The organism is Microbacterium sp. (genome assembly GCF_047607465.1).
Taxonomy (GTDB): Bacteria; Actinomycetota; Actinomycetes; order Actinomycetales; family Microbacteriaceae; genus Microbacterium.
On record NZ_JASGCY010000082.1, the window covers coordinates 60,940 to 79,398 of the forward strand.

10 protein-coding genes are annotated in these 18,459 nt (G+C 68.3%); 6 read left to right on the plus strand and 4 right to left on the minus strand.

All coding sequences use genetic code 11. The annotated features are described in order from the left end of the window. Window positions 1-146: 146 nt before the first annotated feature. The 3 genes from QM568_RS11990 to QM568_RS12000 all read right to left on the minus strand — a co-directional run bounded on the left by QM568_RS11990 (window position 147) and on the right by QM568_RS12000 (window position 9,657). Window positions 147-6,428, minus strand: a complete 6,282-nt coding sequence (locus QM568_RS11990) for a fibronectin type III domain-containing protein (RefSeq protein ID WP_415139111.1) — start codon at window positions 6,426-6,428, stop codon at window positions 147-149. 449 nt (window positions 6,429-6,877) lie between these two features. Then, window positions 6,878-7,843 carry a serine hydrolase domain-containing protein gene (locus tag QM568_RS11995; RefSeq protein WP_415139113.1) on the minus strand — a complete coding sequence of 322 codons (966 nt, stop codon included), beginning with the start codon at window positions 7,841-7,843 and terminating at the stop codon, window positions 6,878-6,880. After that, complete coding sequence (locus tag QM568_RS12000) at window positions 7,843-9,657, minus strand: glycoside hydrolase family 35 protein (protein ID WP_415139115.1); 1,815 nt, start codon at window positions 9,655-9,657, stop codon at window positions 7,843-7,845. Before QM568_RS12000 ends, QM568_RS11995 begins: the two co-directional genes overlap by 1 nt. Here QM568_RS12000 and QM568_RS12005 point away from each other — a divergent pair. After that, window positions 9,656-10,792, plus strand: a complete 1,137-nt coding sequence (locus QM568_RS12005) for a Gfo/Idh/MocA family protein (protein WP_415139117.1) — start codon at window positions 9,656-9,658, stop codon at window positions 10,790-10,792. The genes QM568_RS12000 and QM568_RS12005 overlap by 2 nt on opposite strands. Window positions 10,793-10,906: 114 nt before the next feature. On the opposite strand, the gene QM568_RS12010 is transcribed toward QM568_RS12005, so the two are convergent. Further along, the gene (locus QM568_RS12010) at window positions 10,907-12,517 is read right to left on the minus strand and encodes a helix-turn-helix domain-containing protein (RefSeq protein ID WP_415139119.1); all 1,611 of its coding nucleotides are present in this window, start codon (window positions 12,515-12,517) and stop codon (window positions 10,907-10,909) included. A 279-nt stretch (window positions 12,518-12,796) separates the two neighbouring features. Between QM568_RS12010 and QM568_RS12015 the strand changes: the two genes are divergently transcribed. The 5 genes from QM568_RS12015 (at window position 12,797) to QM568_RS12035 (ending at window position 18,418) form a co-directional block, all read left to right on the plus strand. Beyond that, window positions 12,797-13,798, plus strand: coding sequence for an ABC transporter substrate-binding protein (locus QM568_RS12015; RefSeq protein WP_415139121.1), 1,002 nt, complete (start codon window positions 12,797-12,799; stop codon window positions 13,796-13,798). 31 nt (window positions 13,799-13,829) lie between these two features. Continuing rightward, window positions 13,830-14,855: a FecCD family ABC transporter permease gene (locus QM568_RS12020; RefSeq protein ID WP_415139123.1), complete on the plus strand. Its 1,026-nt coding sequence runs from the start codon at window positions 13,830-13,832 to the stop codon at window positions 14,853-14,855. After that, entirely contained in the window at window positions 14,852-15,925 is a 1,074-nt protein-coding gene (locus QM568_RS12025) for a FecCD family ABC transporter permease (protein WP_415139125.1), read from the plus strand. The genes QM568_RS12020 and QM568_RS12025 overlap by 4 nt, the downstream gene beginning before the upstream one ends. A 107-nt stretch (window positions 15,926-16,032) precedes the next feature. Further along, window positions 16,033-16,953, plus strand: a complete 921-nt coding sequence (locus QM568_RS12030) for a hypothetical protein (protein WP_415139127.1) — start codon at window positions 16,033-16,035, stop codon at window positions 16,951-16,953. Between the two features lie 163 nt (window positions 16,954-17,116). Next, window positions 17,117-18,418 (plus strand): ABC transporter substrate-binding protein, encoded by a 1,302-nt coding sequence (locus QM568_RS12035; RefSeq protein WP_415139129.1) that lies wholly within the window; start codon window positions 17,117-17,119, stop codon window positions 18,416-18,418. Window positions 18,419-18,459: the final 41 nt, after the last annotated feature.

Genomic DNA, 18,459 nt, shown 5'->3' on the forward strand with positions numbered 1-18,459 from the left:
GTCCCGTCCGTCGGTTCAGATTCCGTCTGTCGGCTCAGATCGGAGAATCCGGCATGCAGACGGATTCTGGGCATACCGACGGCACGGCAGTTTTGCCGAAACCGGCGTTGGCCGAGCCTCGCAGACCCGGCCAACGCCGTCTCCCGCTATCTGACGGTCACGGTCACTGCACCCGACTGCGTCGCCCCTGAGCCATTCGCGAACTCGGCGACGTAGGTGTACGTGCCGGGAGCGCGACCAGAGACGCTCGTCTTCGCCTGCTGCGCGTTGGGCGAGGCAGCCACAAGCGTCTGGGTGTCGATGGCGACGCCGTTCTCGTACAGGGTGTACGAGGTGGCGTTCGTCCCCCACCACAGGTTCGTTGTGAGCGTGTAGGCGCCGTCGCTGTCCCAGTTGTCGTGACTCAGCACAGGAACCGCGGGAGCGGCATCCGTCACCGTCACCGTGACCGAACCCGTTGCGGTCACGCCTGCGGCGTTGACCAGCTCACCCGTGTACACGTAGGTGCCGTTCACCCTGTCGGTCAGCGCAACCGTGGTGACCTGCGCCTGCGGCGAGTTCGCGTCGAGCAGCTTCGTCGAGACCAGCACCCCGTTCTCGTACAGCCGGAACACCGCGCCGTTGACCCCGTGCCAGAGGTTCATCGACACCGTGTACGCGCCGTCGTGGAGACCGTCTCCCCAACCGGCATCCGTCGACAGGGTGCCGCGGCCTGGAGCCGTCGTCGCACCCTCGTCATCGAACACGAGCACCTGCCTTTCGGCGCGAGTGACCAATCCGTCATGGTTTACCGCGTTCACCGTGAGGGTGTGCGGGCCGACCAGCCCAGAGAGGTCAATGACCTGCCCTGCCGCTACCGGCTCGCCGTCGAAGGTCACGTCGAGAGTGCGCACCCCCGATTCTGGGTCGCTGGCGGCGACCTCCACCGTGTAGTCAGCCCCGCTCGAGAGCAGCGTGCCGTCGGCAGGCAGCCCAGACAGCGCAGGAGGTGTCGTATCCTGCGCTCCCGTGGAGTCGCCGGTGACGGCGATCCGGGGAGCGTCGGGCTGCGTGAATCCGTCGCCGAGGAAGAAGCTCGTCTGCGGCGGCTGGTTGTAGCCGGTGTTCTGCCAGGCGGCCGACAGCCGGTAGACCGGGTCGTGCATCAGGGTGCGCAGCCGGATCGACGTCTCGTCGCTCGTCGAGTAGACCCTCAGCTCGCTGGAGTCGTCCGAGCGCCAAGCGATCTCCTCGCGCCAGTCTCCGAAGAGATCGGCCTGCAGGTTCGGCGTGCCCTTGGTGCCGTTGTTCGACTGGGCGCCGTCGGCCGTCAGGATCAGGTCGCTCTGCCCTGCCTCCCAGTTCCACTTCGAAATCGTCGGCACGCCGGTTGACGTCTCGGCGTTCCAGTCGTGGTCGACGATCTCGCGCAGCGCGTCGCCGTCGAACCAGGCGAGGAAGTTCGCCGCAGGGATGCTCTCGCCGATGAGCTCGCCCTTCGCGGACTTCAGCTGACCGACCGGGGAGTCCCACGCGGCGTCGCCGCCGACGGCCCAGCCCTCGGCGCCCTCGTAGCGGGGGTCGATGTCACCCGAGGTGCCTCGGCCGGTGTCCTTCGTCGCCGGGATCGACCAGAGCACCTCGCCCGTCTCGGCGTCGCGGAACGTCGCCCCGAGATTTCCCGAGTGCGTCATGTCCTCGTGCACGGCGAAGATCTCGTAGCCGTCGCGAGAGGGATCCAGGTCGCTGAGCGCCTGGGCGTCGCCGTGGCCGAGACCCGTCGTGTACAGACCGGTGCCGTCATCGTCGAGCACCATCGATCCGAAGATCAGCTCGTCCTTCTGATCGCCGTCGACATCGGCCACCGACACGTTGTGGTTGCCGTTGCTCGCGTAGGCCTCGTTGCCGGCGGCATCCGTGTCGAAGACCCAGCGCTGGACGAGCTTCTCGCCGTCGAAGTCCCAGGCCGCGGCCACCGTGCGGGTGTAGTACCCGCGCTGGAAGATCACGGATGGGTGTTCGCCGTCGAGGTAGGCGGTCATGGCGCCGAACCGGTCGACCCGGTTGCCGTAGGCGTCGCCCCACGCGCTGACGTCGCCGCGCGCAGGGACGTAGTCGACCGTGTCGATCGCCCGGCCGGTCGCCCCTTCGAACGCCGTCAGGTACTCGGGGCCGGTGAGCACGTAGCCGGTGCTGTTGCGGTAGTCGGCGCTGGCGTTGCCGATGACCTGGCCCGTGCCGTCGATCGTGCCGTCGGCCGTCTTCATCACCACTTCGGCCCGGCCGTCTCCGTCGTAGTCGAAGACCTGGAACTGCGTGTAGTGGGCACCGGCGCGGATGTTCGCTCCGAGGTCGATGCGCCACAGGCGCGTGCCGTCGAGACGGTAGGCGTCGATGTACACGTTGCCGGTGTACCCGGACTGGGAGTTGTCCTTCGAATTGGAGGGGTCCCACTTCACGATGAGTTCGTACTGCCCGTCACCGTCGACGTCGCCGATGCTGGTGTCGTTCGCTCGGTAGGAGTACGGTTGGCCATCCTTCGTGTACGCATCGGCCGGCCGATCCAGCGGCACAGAGAGGTAGTCGCCGTTCTGCACGGAGAACTCCTCGGTGACGGTGATCTCGATGTCGCCGAGCACGCTGGTGATGAAGTACGTCGAATCCTTATCTGCCGACTCATCGAGGTAGTTCGTCGAGTCGGTGATCGGTTGCTGGGTGATGCGCGTGCCGTCGCGGTACACGTGGAAGGCGATCGCATCGGGGTCGGTGCCCAGCATCCGCCAGCTCACCAGGATGCCGTCGTCGGTCTCGACCGCGACCGGCGCACGGTCGAGGTATTCGGCCTGGCGTTGCAGCACCGTCGCGGCATCCGTCGTCAACTGCTCGGAGGGCTCGCTTGCGCCACCCGCATTCACTGCCACCACGGTGTAGCGGTAGGGGATCGTGGTGAGAACGCCGGTGTCGATGAAGCGGTTGCCGCCGGCGAAGCCGACCAGGTCGCCCTGCTCGCCCGCCTTCTCGGAGCGGAACACGAGAGCGTACAGCGCCGTGCTCGGCTGCGACCAGGAGATCTCGACCTCGCGCTTGTCGAGGCGGTCGACCGCGAGTCCGGTGGGGGCCGATGGCCGTGTCACGGTCGAGTCGGTGAGCGGGACATCGACGGATGCCGATGGCACCGACTCCAGCCCGGTCTGGTCGACCGCGGTGACGTAGTAGCTGTAGTCGAGTCCGACCCTCGCGGTGGTATCTGTGAACGATGCCGTCGCGCTCTCGCCGACCTTGACCGCCTTCTCGTCGAACTCCGAAGCGCGATACACGTTCCACGTGAACCCGCTCTCCGCCGTCCACTCCAGGCTCACGGTCGGGGCCGACGGATCGGCGTCGACGTCCGTGACCTCAAGGCCCGCAGGGCCCAGCAGGATCGGGGTGACCTCGATGCCGTTGAGGCGGGTGCCGGCTGCGGCGCCGTAGGCGCGGATCGTCAGTTGGCCGTCGGTGACGAGCACCGGCCCGCGCACCGAGGCGTTGACGGCGCCCTTGCCTGCACTTGCGGTGCCGAAGGACTTGCCCTCGATGTCGAAGCTCGTCTTCGTCGAACCGACCCAGTCTCCCGAGTAGGTCTTCACGGAGTACGTGCCGTCAGGAACGTCGAGCAGGAACGTCGAGCTGTCGCCGGGGAGCACGAAGTCGCGCTCGAGATCGGTGGCACCGCCAGCCGAGCCGCGGTCGCGGCCCGCGTTCGCCGCGAGCGCCGTCTCGAATCCGAACCCGGTCGCGGCGGAGTACGCGTCATCCGGGTTCACCTCGGTGTACCCGGCCATCACGGGGTTGCCGGCGAGCTGGAAATCGAACTTCCACGTCGCCTGCTTCGTCGTGAAGCTCACCACGTTCGAGGGGGCCGACGTGCCTCGGCCATTGACCGCGAAGACGCGGTAGCGGTAGCCGGTGCCCTCGGCGAGGCCCTGCACGATGGAGCTCGTCTGGGTGGTGGTGGCTACCAGCGCCCAGGTCTGCTCGGGATCGGCCGTGGCCTGACGCTCGATGCGGTAGATGTCGGCGGTCTGCGAGGCCTGCCACTGCAGCACGGCACCAGCGTTCGAGATCGATCCGGCGACGAGCGCCGCGGGGGCCGGGGGGACCTCGGCCGGCGGCTCGATGTCGGTGACCTTCGCTGCGAGGGGGTCGTCGATCTGCGCGTAGTCCTGCGCGATCAGCCTGGCCATCTGGATGGCGCCGTACTCCTGGAAGTGCGTGTCGTCCTGCGTGCCGGCTGGACGGTTGGCGAAGATGCCTGGATCGACCCAGAGGAACACCGACTTCGCCGCCTCAGCGCCGATCTCGTTCAGATAGGCGCGGCTGGATGCGGAGAGATCGACGAGCTCCACGCTCTCCTCGGCCGCGAGCTCCTTCATCTTCGCGACGTACTCGGGGAAGCTCACGTTCGCAAGGCCGGTCGTGGCATCGAAGCTGCGACGGGACACCGGCGTGACGAGCACGGGGGTGGCGCCGCGCTGGCGCGCGCCGTTCACGTAGGTGCGCAGGTACTCCTTGTAGTCGGCCGGCGACGCATAACGGTCGTCGACGCCCTGCGTGGCGTCGTTGTGGCCGAACTGCACGAACAGGTAGTCGCCGGGGCGGATGCCGCGCAGGATGTCGTCGAGGCGGCCCTGGGTGATGAAGTTCTTCGAGGAGCGTCCGCCGATCGCGTGGTTGCTGAAGGCGACGTCGTCGGCGAAGAACCGGTCGATCATCTGCCCCCAACCCGCCTGCGGGGCGTACGCGGAGGCATCGTAGGTCTGCACGGTCGAGTCGCCGGCGATGTACACGGTCGGCAGGGCGCCGGCTGCGCGCACCGGCTGCCTCGTGATCGTGATCGCATCGAGGGCGGCGGCGGAGCCCGTGACGACGAAGCTCAGACGTCCGTCGACGAGGGCGATCGGGAAGGCCATCTCGAGGTACTCGCCCGCTGCCTTCGCGGTGGTCTGCACCTTGGCGATGCCCTCGGCGGTGACGGCGATCTCGCTGGCCGCCGTGCGGTCGCCCGCGATGAGGGTGACCGTGTAGTCGCCCGCGCCCAGCTGCACCTCGAAGGTGCCGCCCTGGGCTGCGACGTAGTCGCCGCGCACCGGGTCGGCCCCGCCGCGGTCGACGTCGGGGTCGGCGCTCGTCGGAGCGGTGGAGAAGCCGTAGCCCCACTCCTCGGAGAACGCGGTCTGGCTGGTGACGGCGATGGCGCCGGCGGCGAGCGCGCCGGGGCCGAAGTCGAAGGTCACGGTGTCACCGGCGGGCAGGGGCGTCGGTGCGGTGTAGACGGTCGACGTGGCGACGGCGGACGTCGCGGAGATCCCCGCAGCGTTCTTCGCCGTGACGCGGTAGCGCCAGACGACGGCGGTGTCGACCTGGTCGGTGAATCCCGCCGTCTGCACGCTCGCGACGTTCTCGAAGACCCCGTCGGCGCCGGCGCGTTCGATGAGGTACTCCTCGGCGTTCGGGGTCGCCTGCCACGTCAGCGAGACGGCCTGGTTCGTCACCTGGGCGACGGCGACACCGGTGGGTGCGTCAGGGGCGGTGAGCTCGGGGATGACGCCGCTGCGCACAGCGGTCGCCCTGTCGGATGCGAGGTCGTAGGAGTTCACGGCCTCGACGGTGTACGCGTACTCGGTGCCCGGCGTCACCGCGGAGTCGGAGTAGGAGGACGTATCGACCGCTGCCACCTGTGCGTATTCGCCAATCTCGTCGCCTGACACCACAGCGCGCAGCACGCGGTAGGTGGCGGCGCCGTCGGCGGCGTCCCAGCTGAGGTCGACGCCGTTCCAGGAGACCCGGTCGACGGCGAGGCCTGAGGGCACAGCCGGGACCACCGGCGTCACGACGAGGCCGTTGATGTACGCACCAAGCCCGCTGCCGGTGAAGCCGACGGTCAACTGGCCGTCTTCGACCGTCGTGCGGAAGGTCTGCGTCGTCGTCGCGCCCTTGGACGTGGTCATGCGCGTCTGCGCCACGCCCTCGAGGGTGACGGTGGCGTTCGTGCTGGACGCCGTGACGAGTGCGTCGCCGATCGAGACGGTGACGTCGTATTGGCCCGCAGGGACGGCGTCGAGCAGGAAGCCCCAGTCGACACCGGCGACGAAGTCCTCGGCGAGAGGGTCGGCCGGTGTGCGGTTTCCGGTGCGGTTGCGGTCGAAGAGCGTGACGCCCTGGGGCACGGTGATGCCCCAGCCGGCCTCGGCCGTGTAGAGCGAGGTCGTGGTGACCTGCTGGTATCCGGCGGCGACCGGGCTGGTGGCGGTGCCGAAGTCGAAGCGCCATGCCCCGTCGTCGGCGGGGGCGAGGGATGCGGCGGCCGGTGCGGCCGACAGTGCGGTGCCGATCACCGCGGCGATCGCGGTGGCGGCGAGTGCGCTGCGGGTGCGGCGCCTCAGAGTTCGTACAGAGCGTGGGGTATCCACGTTTCCTCCTTGGGCATCACTGACGAAGGGGCGGTTCCGGATGCTGCGTCGATGCGGCATCCGCTGGGGAACCCGGGGCGCGTACGGACTCGGCCACGGAGCAGAACATGCGGGGAATGCGGTTTCCCACGTGCTCGCGTTGATCCTTGCACGCGGTGTCCCGCCGTGACAAGAGGACGTTGAGACGTTTCAGAAATAGTCGAAAGTCGGGTTGTGCCCGCCTGCGGGGCTCGGCTACGTTCGGGACTCGTCCGCCGTCGGCGCGTTACGGACCGTGCCGGCGGCGGGCATGTCCTCCCGATCGTCCCGTCTGTCGGTCCAGGTTCCGCCTGTCGGCTCAGATTGGAGAATCCGGCATGCAGACGGGTTCTGAGCATGCAGACGGCACCGACGGGGCTGCATATGCTCGGCGTCGGGCTGCGGCCGCATGGCGCCGGCCGGGAGAGGGCTCAGACCCCGCTGATCACGGCGTTGTCGAGCTCGTCGGCGTCGATACCCGGCCGCAGGGCGCGGTTGGTGAGCAGCACCCAGCACAGCCCCGCCGTCGGATGCACCCAGAACTCGGTACCGGCCCAGCCGGCGTGGCCGTAGACGTCACGGTCGATCAGCCCTGGCGCTCGCGTTCGGAGGTTGAGCGTGAATCCCCAGTCCTGACCGCGTTCGGCGGGGTACGGATCGAGCCGCGGGATGTCTCCGGTGAGGGGCCTGCGCATCATGGCGAGACCGGCGGGGGTGAGGATACCGCGGTGCCCTGCGCCGATCCGCAGGAGCTCGGATCCGATGCGCAGAAGGTCCTCCGCACGCCCGAGCAGGCCGGCTCCCGGTGCCCTCGTCGCGTGGAACCGCTCCATGTCCAGACCAGCGTCCGCAGCATCCGGCACGTCGATCGAGCCCTCAGGATCGAGGGTGAGGCCGGTCGCTCCGATCGAGGCCGCCCACTCCAGCGTCTGCGTGTCCCACGCTGTGCCGGTGGCGTGCTCGACGAGCGCGGCGATGCCCTCGAAGGCGAGCGTGGAGTACCGCGACATCGTGCCCGCCGCGAAGTCGCGCCCCCGGGTGAGCAGTTCGCGGCGCAGCGGCACGGCCGTGTCCAGCGGCGGCTCGGCGATGCCGGAGGTGTGCGAGGCGAGATGCCACAGGCGCACGACATCGTCGCGAGCCCCGCCGAACTCCGGCAGGGCGTCGGTCAACGGGGCGTCGGGCGTGAGCAGGCCCCGCTCGATCGCCCGCGTGGCCGTGATGCCGATGAGCGCCTTCGTGATCGAGAACAGCGGGTAGACGGCATCCGTCGGAACCTTTCCGAACGCATCGAGCGCGAGGATTCCGCTCTCGTCGGCGATGCCCAGCACCGCAGTGGGCAGGCGCTGCGCCGCAACGTGGCGGCGAGCCCAGTCGAAGGCCGCGTGGTGGCTCATCACTCCACCTCGTGGCCGAGGTCGGGCTGGGCGAGGAAGTGCGCTGCGGCATCGGTCACGCCCTCGAGTTCGACGATGACGACCTCGTTGCCGCCGGCGCGGGTCGCAGGCTGCGGCACGTAGAGCGAGCGCTGCGGCCCTCGTCGCCAGTAGCGGCCGAGGAAGAACCCGTTCACCCACGCGAAGCCCTTGCCCCACCCCGCCGTGTCGAGGAAGAGGTCTGCTGGTTCGTCGAGCTCGAACCGGGCGCGCAGGCCCACCGGGCCCGCGGCGCGGCCGTTCGCGATGAGCGCGGCGGCGGCCGGAGCCTGGGCGACAGCCGCGCCCAGAGCCGCGACGTCGATCGTGCGCACCCGCCAGGCGCCGGGCAACGGCTCGCCATCGAGCAGGGGAGCGCCGATCAGCCCCTTGGCCTCGCCGATCTTCTTGTCGTAGTTCACCCGCCCCGTCTCCTCGACGAGCAGTGTCAGCCTCTCACCGGCAGGCACCGGCACAGTGCGGTCTTCGATCGTTCGCTGCAGGATGCCGACCCGCACGCCGTCGCGCCAGACCCAGGCGTAGTCGCGCACCTCGGCCTCGAGCAGGCCGGCGCCCGCAGCGGATGTGGTGTACTCGGCGAGCACGAGGTCGGATCCGAGCTGGTCGAGCGTCGGCGGGGCGTCGAACGAGCCCCGGTCGGTCATCGCGAGGGACAGCGGATCGGCCACGGCCTCGAACGCCGCGGACGGCGTCGGAGCGTCAGCGGCGACGATCTCGGGCAGGTCCGGCACCGGTGCGTGTCGGGCGATCACCTCGCGGAACGCGTGGAACTTCTCGGTCAGCGCCCCCGACTCGCTGATGGGGGCGTCGTAGTCGTAGCTCGTGACCATGGGCAGATAGCGGCCGGAGTCGTTCGCGCCGTTCGTGAGGGCGAAGTTCGTGCCGCCGTGGACCAAGTAGATGTTCACGGATGCTCCCGCTGCCAGCAGCCGGTCGAGGTCGGCTGCGCTGTCTGCTGCGGCCGTGGTGTGGTGCTTCTCGCCCCAGTGGTCGAACCAGCCGCACCAGAACTCCATGCACATCAGCGGGCCGGTCCTCTGGTGCTCGCGCAGCGTCGCGAGACGTTCGTCGATGCGTCCGCCGAAAGAACCCGTCATGTGCAGCTCGGGGTGCGCCCCGTTCTCGAGCATGTGCAGGATCGGCTGGTCGACCTGGGTGAGCGGCACCGTGATCCCGTCAGCCCTGGTCTGGCGCACGAGGGCTTCGAGGTAGTCCTTGTCGGCGCCGTAGGCACCGTACTCGTTCTCGATCTGCACAAGGATGACGCTGCCACCGCGATCGATCTGGCGTGGTGCGATGATCGCGTCGACCTTCTCGAGATAGCGCACGACCTCGGCGAGGTACGCGGGGTCGCTGCTGCGCAGGGTCATCGTCTTGTCGGCGGTGAGCCAGGTGGGCAGGCCGCCGTTGTGCCACTCCGCGCAGATGTAGGGACCTGGGCGCACGATCGCGTGCATCCCCTCCTCGGCGACGATGTCGAGGAACAGCCCGAGGTCGACGTCGCCGTCCTGGCGCCACTCGCCCTTGACGGGCTCGTGCGCGTTCCATGCCACGTAGGTCTCGATCGCGTTGAGGCCCATCAGGCGGGCTTTTCGGATGCGGTCGCGCCACAACTCCGGGTGCACGCGGGGATAGTGCATGGCCCCGGAGATGATCCGGTGCGGTTCGCCGTCGAGCAGGAAGTCGGTCTCGCCGATCGTGAAGCGGGAGGCGGGGGAAAGGGACAACAGTGGCTCACTTCTGCGCGTAGAGCGAAATCCGTACGATAGGAGCATGCCACAGGAAGCGCTTTCCATTCCGGCCGATCTCGTGGATGGGCAGCATCCTGTTCGATCCCTCCGCTGCGCGCTCGTCGGCACCGGCGCCGTCGCCCACCTGCACGCCCGGGCCGTCGCGGTGCATCCGCACGCCGAGCTCGTCGCCGTCGCGGACATCGCCCTCGCCAAAGCAGAGGAGTTCGCCGCCCAGTACGCGGTGCCGCACGCCTACGGCGACCTCGACGAGATGCTCGGCGCGCAGCATCCCGACGTCGTCCTCATCTGCACCCCGCCGGGGGTGCACCGCGAGCAGACGCTCGCCGCCTTCGCCGCCGGAGCGCACGTCGTCGTCGAGAAGCCGCCGGCCCCGTCGCTCGACGAGCTCGATGACATGCGCGCAGCCGCCGAGCGGGCGGACCGTCGTCTGGCCGTCGTGTTCCAGCAGCGCACCGGCACGGCGGCGGCGCACGTGCGGCGGCTACTGCGCAGCGGCGCGCTCGGCCGCCCCCTGGTCGCAGTGTGCCAGACGCTGTGGTTCCGCGATGCGGAGTACTTCGCCGTGCCCTGGCGCGGCCGCTGGGCCACCGAAGGGGGCGGGACGACGCTCGGACACGGCATCCACCAGCTCGATCTGCTCGGTCATCTGCTCGGCGACTGGGCGAGCGTGCATGGGCGACTGTGGCGGCTCGATCGCGAGACCGAGACCGAGGACGTGTCGACCGCGACGGTCGTGTTCGCCGGCGGCGTCGTAGCGCAGGTCGTCACCAGCGCCGTCTCGCCCCGGCAGACGAGTTCGATCCGCATCGATACGCAGAAGGCGACGGTCACGGTCGACCACCTGTACGGGCACGGGCACGAGAACTGGCGGATCACGCCGGCGCCCGGATTCGAGCACGAGGCCGATGCGTGGGCGTTCCCCGAGGCGGAGGAGCGCAGCGACCACGCGCCGCTGCTGCGCGACGTGTTCGACGCGCTGCTCGCAGGGTCTGCGCTGCCGGCCACGGCCGACGCCCCTGCGCGCTCGCTCGAACTGGTCGCCGCGATCTACGCCTCCGCTGCCGCAGACGGTGCGGTGATCACGCCGGAGATCCTCGCGAACCACCCGACGCACCGCGCCGGGTTCGAGAGTCCGGTGACAGACCTGCGGTCGTGAGCGAGGATGCCGAAGCCGACTCCGCCGGCCTTGCCAGTCGACTGGCCGACACGCGATACGTGTGCGGCTCGATGATCACAGCGGTGATGTCGCAAGAGGGGCGCGAGGTGCTTCTCACTCCGTGCGGAGCTGCCGGAGCTGCCGGAGCTGCCGGAGCTGGTAGGCGCGCGGCGCCATTGCGTGCGCCTTGGTGAAGACCTGCGTGAAGCCGGACTGATGGGCGTAGCCAAGGCGCCGTGACACCTCGCCAGGCGATGCACCGCTGTCCAGCAGATCACGGGCCACCGTCATCCGAACCCCGGCTCGCCAGTGAGGGAAGGTCTGCCCGGTGGTCTCCACGAACCGGGCGCGCAGCGCTTTCGCATCCACACCCAAGGCATCGGCCCACACCCTGAGGGTGCGGGCGTCGGCGGGGTCGTCACGGACGGTCGCAAGAATGCGTTGTACGGGGCCTGCCTCCACGCTCGCGCCGGTTGGCCCCGCACTGGCTTGGATGGTCTCACGAACACGCCGCAGCAGTGCGTGGTCGTCGAATTCGCGCGGACGTACGAGCGAGTATGCGGCGACGAGAGTATGCAGCAGCCAGTCCTCGGCGGCCAACGGGAAGTGGACGACCTTTGACGACGGCGCCACAGAGGGGAGAGCAGCTGGTTGGTATCCGAGCGGGAGCAGCAGGGAGCCGGCATCGATGTCGACTCTGTTGCGGACCCCCGCAGGCAGCCACACGGAATCGCCACGTCGCAGCCGCCGGGTGTGATCTGCGATCGTGACGCGGGCGGTTCCGCGGTACACCCACACGATGACGTGGAAGTCGTTGACGTGGGTCCAGGTGCTCGTCGCTGGAATCGATGGCGATGGGAGAGATGCGGCCGGTGCGCCGCTGTAGGTGGTGCTCAGCTTCGCAAGCTCCCTCGTCAAGCCGTGCTCTGTCGATGTCCTGCGGATGGCGCGGAACCTCATGTACTCCAGGGGGGTATGGCCGCTGTACTGCCGGAAGGCGCGGGTGAACCCGGCCGGCGTCGCGAATCCGACATGCTGTCCCGCCCGCCCGACGCTCCACCCGGCATCGAGATATGCGGCGGCCACGGCGACCCGTGCTGCTGCCCGCCAGCGGACGAACGGCAACCCGGTCTCCGCGGAGAACTGGTGTTGCAGCGTGCGCAGCCCGACCCTGAGCCTCTCGGCGAACTCACGCAGTTCCGTGGGATCGCTGGGGTTGCGCAACAGCAGGCGGGCAACCTCGGCGGCAGCGGGTGAACGCGGCGAGGGCGGTGGGGCGACGATATGCGGCGGCGAGTCGGGGTGCCCCGTCGGTGCGCTGGGGTCGGCTCGTGACCCCGCTACGAGGTCACAAAGACCCGAACCAGCAGTGACGGTGCCTCTGAGGTAACCGAGGCCATGGGCGAACTGGAGCACCATCCAGTCATCCCACGCGGACGGGATGGTGAACGGCGTGACCGGGTTCAGACTCGCCGGAAGATCGACGGTGGAGGGGAAGATCGGGAACGCCACCGACCCGGCCTCGACCACGATCCGATGGGGGATCCCGGCGGGTATCCAGATCGCCTCGCCCGCCGACAAGACCTGGGTCTCTCCGGCAGCCTCGAGGTGCGCCCTGCCGGTGCGCACCCAGAGAAGCACTGGTTCCTGCTCGACCGTCGTTTCAACGAGTGAAGCCGGGATCGGCGGTACCGGGGACCCCGCCAGCACATTGCGGATCGTCATGAGTGCCGCCGACGCAGGGCGCGAGAGAGAGCAGTGTAAGAAATCGGCATTTACCGATAACCATACAAGGTTAGGCAACACTAATCTGGTGGCGGTCGGCGTCTCGTTCGCCTGAACGTCCGCACGCGGCCCCGACCCTCGTCCGAGGGGAAGCCTTGACCTGCCATGCCCGCACGGCCTCCCCCGAGACACCCCCCGAGACACCCCACGAGAAAAGGCAAAGGCACCGTGATCACCGCACGAACCACGCACCAACGACTTGCACGTCTGCTAGGCGGAATGGTCGCAGCAACCCTCCTCCTGGCAGGTTGCAGCAGCACGAGCACCCCGGACGGCGCCGAGACCGCCACAACAAGTGACAGCCTGCTGCCCGCAGCTGAGGGCAAGACGCAGTACCCGCTCACGCTGACGACGCCGTGGGGCGAGACCACCCTGGAGAAGCGGCCCGAGCGCGTCGCCGCTATAGCCGTCAGCGGAGTCGACACCGAGTTGCTCGTGGCGCTCGGCGTGACTCCCATCACCACCTCATCCCTCGTTCTCGAGAATGCGCCATGGACCGTTGCCGCCGGAGCGGACAAGGCCGAAAAGGTGCTCGAGGTCGACTACGACAACCCGGTGCCGAAAGAGGCACTGGTCGCTGTCCAGCCCGATCTGATCCTCGGGTTCGGGCGAGGGCTGGACAATCAGGAGAGCTTCGATCTGCTCTCCAAGATCGCGCCTGTGGTGACCGCCGAAGACGGAGAAATTCTTGACCTGTCCCCGTGGCAGGAGCCGCTGCGGGTGCTCGGCAAGGCGCTCGACCTCAGTGACCGTGCGGAGAAGATCATCTCCGACTACGAAGCCAAGATCGCGGGGATCGCGTCGGAGCACCCGGAGTTCGAGGGCAAGACCCTCAACTTCATCGTCTACCACGGCGGCGGGGACGCGCTATCGAACTTCACCTACGCGGATTCGGCCGCAGACAGTCTGCTGACCGCCATCGGCTTCGCGCCGAACACGAACGAGGACCGGGATCTCAGCCTCGAGAACCTCAGCACCGTTGACGGAGACGTGCTGCTCTTCGGCAACGGCGGCGGCTCGGAGAACAAAGAGCCGCTCAGCGACATCACCGATCTGCCGGTGTATCAGACACTGCAGGTCGTCAAGGACGACCGTGTAGTGCTGCTCGATTCCGATGAGTACGGGTTCCCGCTGCTCTGGGCACTCGCGGCTGGCAAAGTCTTGGGCCAGGAGTGGCTCCTCGACCAGATCGTTCCGCTCATCGCCGAGAAGGTTGAGTAGGCAGTCCGACAACGCGCAGTCCGAGGACGGAGTGAGACCTTCTTCCGTTCTCGGACTGCGCCTCACTGCGTTGCGCGGGCTCGCCCTGGCGGCGATCGTCGTTGCGCTCATCGCATCGGTCCTGCTGAGCCTGTCGTTCGGGGCGAACCCGCTTCCGCTGGATGCCGTGTGGTCGGGAGTCTGGCACCCGGACCAGTCCGAGGCATCGGTCATCGTCCGGACACTCCGCGTGCCTCGTACTGTCGTCGGCATCATCGCAGGCATCGCGTTCGGGGTGGCGGGCGCGTTGATCCAGGCGATCACCCGGAATCCTCTTGCCGACCCTGGCATTCTCGGGGTGAATGCGGGGGCCGGATTCGCCGTGACCGTCGGAGTGGGACTGTTCGGTGTATCGGCGATCAGCGGATACGTGTGGTTCGCCTTCATCGGTGCGATGCTTGCGGCGGTGTTGGTGTACGTGGTCGGCTCCGCCGGGCGAGGGGCGGCCTCACCCGTGCAGTTGGTGCTCGCCGGTGTCGCCTTGGCGGCCGTGCTCGGTGGGTTCTCGTCTTTCCTGACGCTGATCGATGAGAAGACGTTCACGGCGATCCGCACGTGGGGGCTGGGCTCCATCGTTCACACCTCGCTCGACGACGCCGTAGCGATGCTGCCCTTCCTCGCGGTCGGACTGCTGCTGGCGGTCAGCATCGCTGGGTCGTTGAATGCGGTCGCGCTCGGTGATGACCTCGCCACCTCGCTGGGAGCGAGAGTGGCTCGTACCCGTATTCTCGGTGTCGTCGCTGTGACGTTGCTGGCTGGAGGAGCCACTGCGCTGACCGGGGGGATCGCCTTCGTCGGGCTCATGGTGCCCCATGTGGTCCGCTGGCTCACCGGGCCCGATCAACGCTGGATCATCGCCTGCACTGCGCTCGCGTCCCCGGTACTGGTGCTCGTCGCCGACGTGCTCGGGCGGGTGATCGCCCGGCCGGGTGAGATCGAGGTCGGCATCCTCACCGCCGTCATCGGCGCTCCCCTTCTCATCGCGCTGGTGCGCCGACAGAGGGCGAGCGGGCTGTGACCGGGCGCACGCAGGAGCGGATCGACTTCGGCTACGCGCATCGACAGCTGCGTGTCGGCAACGTGCTCGCGGTGCGGGTGCGCGTGCGGAGCGTGGCGGTGAACGCCGGGCTGGGGGCACTCGCCCTAGCGTTGGCGACGTTGGCCCTCGGATTCGGCGACTACCCGCTCTCGCCCGGCCAGGTCGTCGATGCCCTGTTCGGCGGCGACGGCAGTGCCAACGGCATGATCGTCAGAGAGTGGCGGCTGCCCGTCGCCATCGCTGCTGTCGTGTTCGGCGCGCTGCTCGGGGTCGGCGGGGCGATCTTCCAATCGCTGACGCGCAATCCGCTTGGTTCTCCCGATGTCATCGGCTTCGATACTGGCGCGTACACGGCGGTCGTGGTGACGGTTCTTCTTGTTGGCACGACGGGCTACTGGAGCGTGGCCGCGGCCGCGATCGCCGGCGGGCTCGCCACGGCGATGCTCGTCTATGTCCTGGCGTATCGGCGCGGGGTGCAAGGTTTCCGACTCATCGTCGTCGGCATCGGCGTCTCTGCCGTGCTCGGCTCGATCAACGCCTACCTCATCACGCGAGCCAACGTCTTCGATGCGATGACGGTTGGGTTCTGGGGTGCTGGGTCGCTGTCGCGAGTCACCTGGGCGAGCCTTGCTCCCGCGCTGCTTCTCGGATTGATCATCCTCGCCGCCGCCGCGTTTCTGTCGCCTGTGCTGCGGCAGCTCGAGCTGGGCGATGATGCTGCACGGGCTCAGGGCGTCGAGGTCGGCCGTTCTCGATTAGCGTTGCTGGTCGTCGGCGTCGCCTGCACCGCCCTGGTCACCGCCGCGGCGGGCCCTATCGGCTTCATCGCCCTCGCGGCTGCGCAATTGGCTCGCCGAGTCACCCGCACGCCCGGCGTCTCGGTCGCGTCGGCGGCATTCATGGGCGCTGCACTGCTGTCGGCGGCGCAGTCCCTCTCGCTCGCCATCGCACAGCTCTACCGGCCGGTGCCGGTCGGGCTTCTCACCGTGTGTCTGGGCGGGCTGTATCTGATCTGGCTGCTCGTTCGAGAGACGAGGAGAACCGTATGACCGCCCGACGTTCGTGTGCACCCGGCGCCACGGTGGTGGCTGAGGGCACCGACGTGCATGCAGGAGTTTCTGGTCGCTGCCATGCCGCCGGTGACAGACTTGCGGTCGTGAGCGAGCTCTACCGCGACCCGGTCTACGACGGTGCCACCGACCCGAAGGTCGTGATCGATGACGATGGCGTCTGGTGGATGTTCTACACGCAGCGCCGGGCGAGCCTCGAAGACGCAGGGCCCGGCGTCTCCTGGGTCCATGGCAGCCGCGTCGGCGTCGCCTCCTCACCGGACGGCGCCCGCTGGGTCTATCGCGGCACGCTCGAGCCGTCGGCATCCGATCTCGTGCTGGATGCGAGCGGTCCACCGGCGGAGGTCCATCGCACCCACTGGGCGCCCGAGGTGATCAACGACGGCTCCGTCTGGCATATGTACCTCACCGAGATCGACGGCGTCCCTGATCGCTGGCCGGGGTTCGCGCGTTCGATCGTCGAGTACGTGTCCGACGATCTGCGCACCTGGCGGTGTCGCGGCCCGCTCGCGCTGCGCAGCGACCGGGTCATCGACGCCGCGGTGGCCCGCACGCCGGACGGATGCTGGCGGCTCTGGTACAAGGACGAAGCCGCAGGCTCGACCACCGCTGTCGCGGTGTCGCACGACCTCTCGGATTGGGCCGATGCGGGCATCGCGATCGGAGGGCGTGCGCACGAGGGTCCCGACGTGTTCGAGCTCGGCGGCTGGTTCTGGATGATCGTCGACGAGTGGCGGGGAATGGGCGTTCACCGTTCGACGGACGGCATCGGCTGGGTGCGTCAGGGCGGAGCGGATGCCGTCATCCTCGATGCCGCGCCCGCCGGAGGGATCGGCAGCCACGGGGCACATGTGCGCGACGGCGACACGCTCTGGTTCTACTACTTCGCCAGACCAGCGGATGCCGCTGCGCACAGCGGGAGCGGCGAGATGCAGCGCTCGGCGATCTACCGTGTCGCGCTGCGGGTGGTCGATGGCGTCCTTGTTCCGGGCGATGTCGACGTGTGACCGGGACCGGTCACAAAGCATCCGAGATCTTTATTGCGAAACGTTTCAATTTCCGTTAGCTTGCAGGTAAGCGTTTCCCCCGCACCGGAATCAACGCCTACCAACACGGACAGTGACGTTCCGCCGCTCAGTCGGACGGGGACGTTCATAAGAGAGGACAAAGATGTTCAGCAAGAAGCGTCTGGCGGCCGCAGCGGTCGTCGCGACCACCGCAGCACTCGTCCTCGCCGGCTGCGCCGGCGAGACGGCTCCGCCCGAGGAGGCCGCACCCACCTTCGACCCGAGCGAGAAGGTCACCCTCGATCTCGCATTCTGGGGCAACGACGTCCGCGCCGACCTGTACAACCAGGTGATCGAGGCGTTCAACGAGGAGTACCCGAACATCACGGTCAACTCCACCTTCCTCACCTTCCCCGAGTTCTGGGAGAAGCGTCAGACCGAGGCCGCGGGCGGCGGCCTGCCCGACGTCATGCAGTTCGACTACTCGTACCTGCGCCAGTACTCCGAGAACGGGCTGCTGCTCGATCTCGACACCTACCTCGGCAACATCATCGAGACCGAGCCGCTCTCCGACAACATCCTCAAGATCGGCGTCGTCGACGACACGACGTACGCAATCCCCACCTCGACCAACGCGTGGGGCATGTACACCAACCCGGCACTGCTCGAGCAGGCAGGCGTCGACGAGTTCGACGGCGGCAGCTGGGAGGACTACATCGAGTGGATGGGCGAGGTCACCGAGGGCTCCGGCGGCGCCTTCTACGGCGGCAGCGACTTCACCGGCCGCATCCAGAACTTCGAGGTGCAGTTGCGCGCCGAGGGCAAGAACCTGTTCAACGATGACGGCACGGCCGGATTCGACGAGGAGCGCCTCGCAGAGTTCTGGGAGCAGGGACAGGCGGTCCGCGATGGCATCGGCGTGCCGCAGAAGACCTTTGAAGAGATCGCCCCGCTCGGTGCGTTCGACGCGGCGAAGGCCGCGACCGAGCTGACCTGGGACAACTTCGGTGCCGGCTACCTCGCCAACCTCGGCGAGAACTACACCGAGCTCGGTCTCGTCGCCCCGCCGGTGACGAAGGAAGGCGCGAAGGACCTCTACCTGAAGCCGTCGATGCTGCACGCGATCTCCGCCAACACCGAGCACCCCGAGGCAGCAGCCACGCTGGTGAACTTCCTGATCAACTCGCCCGAGTCGGGCAAGATCTTCGGCACGAACCGCGGCCTGCCTGCATCCTCCACCGCCCTCGAAGCCGCTGAGCTCGACCCGATGAGCACCCAGATCAAGGAGTACGAGGAGTCCATCGCCGACCGCCTTGGCGACGCCCCGCCCGTGCCGATCGTCGGCTACGGCACCCTCGAGGAGAAGTTCCGCGTGCTGGGCACCGAGCTGGGCTTCGGCACCGTCACCGTCGATGACGCTGTGGAGCAGTTCTTCGCCGAGATGGACGTCGTCCTCAACCAGTGATCCCGTCGGGGGGGCGGCCCCCCGGTGCCGCCCCCCCCCCC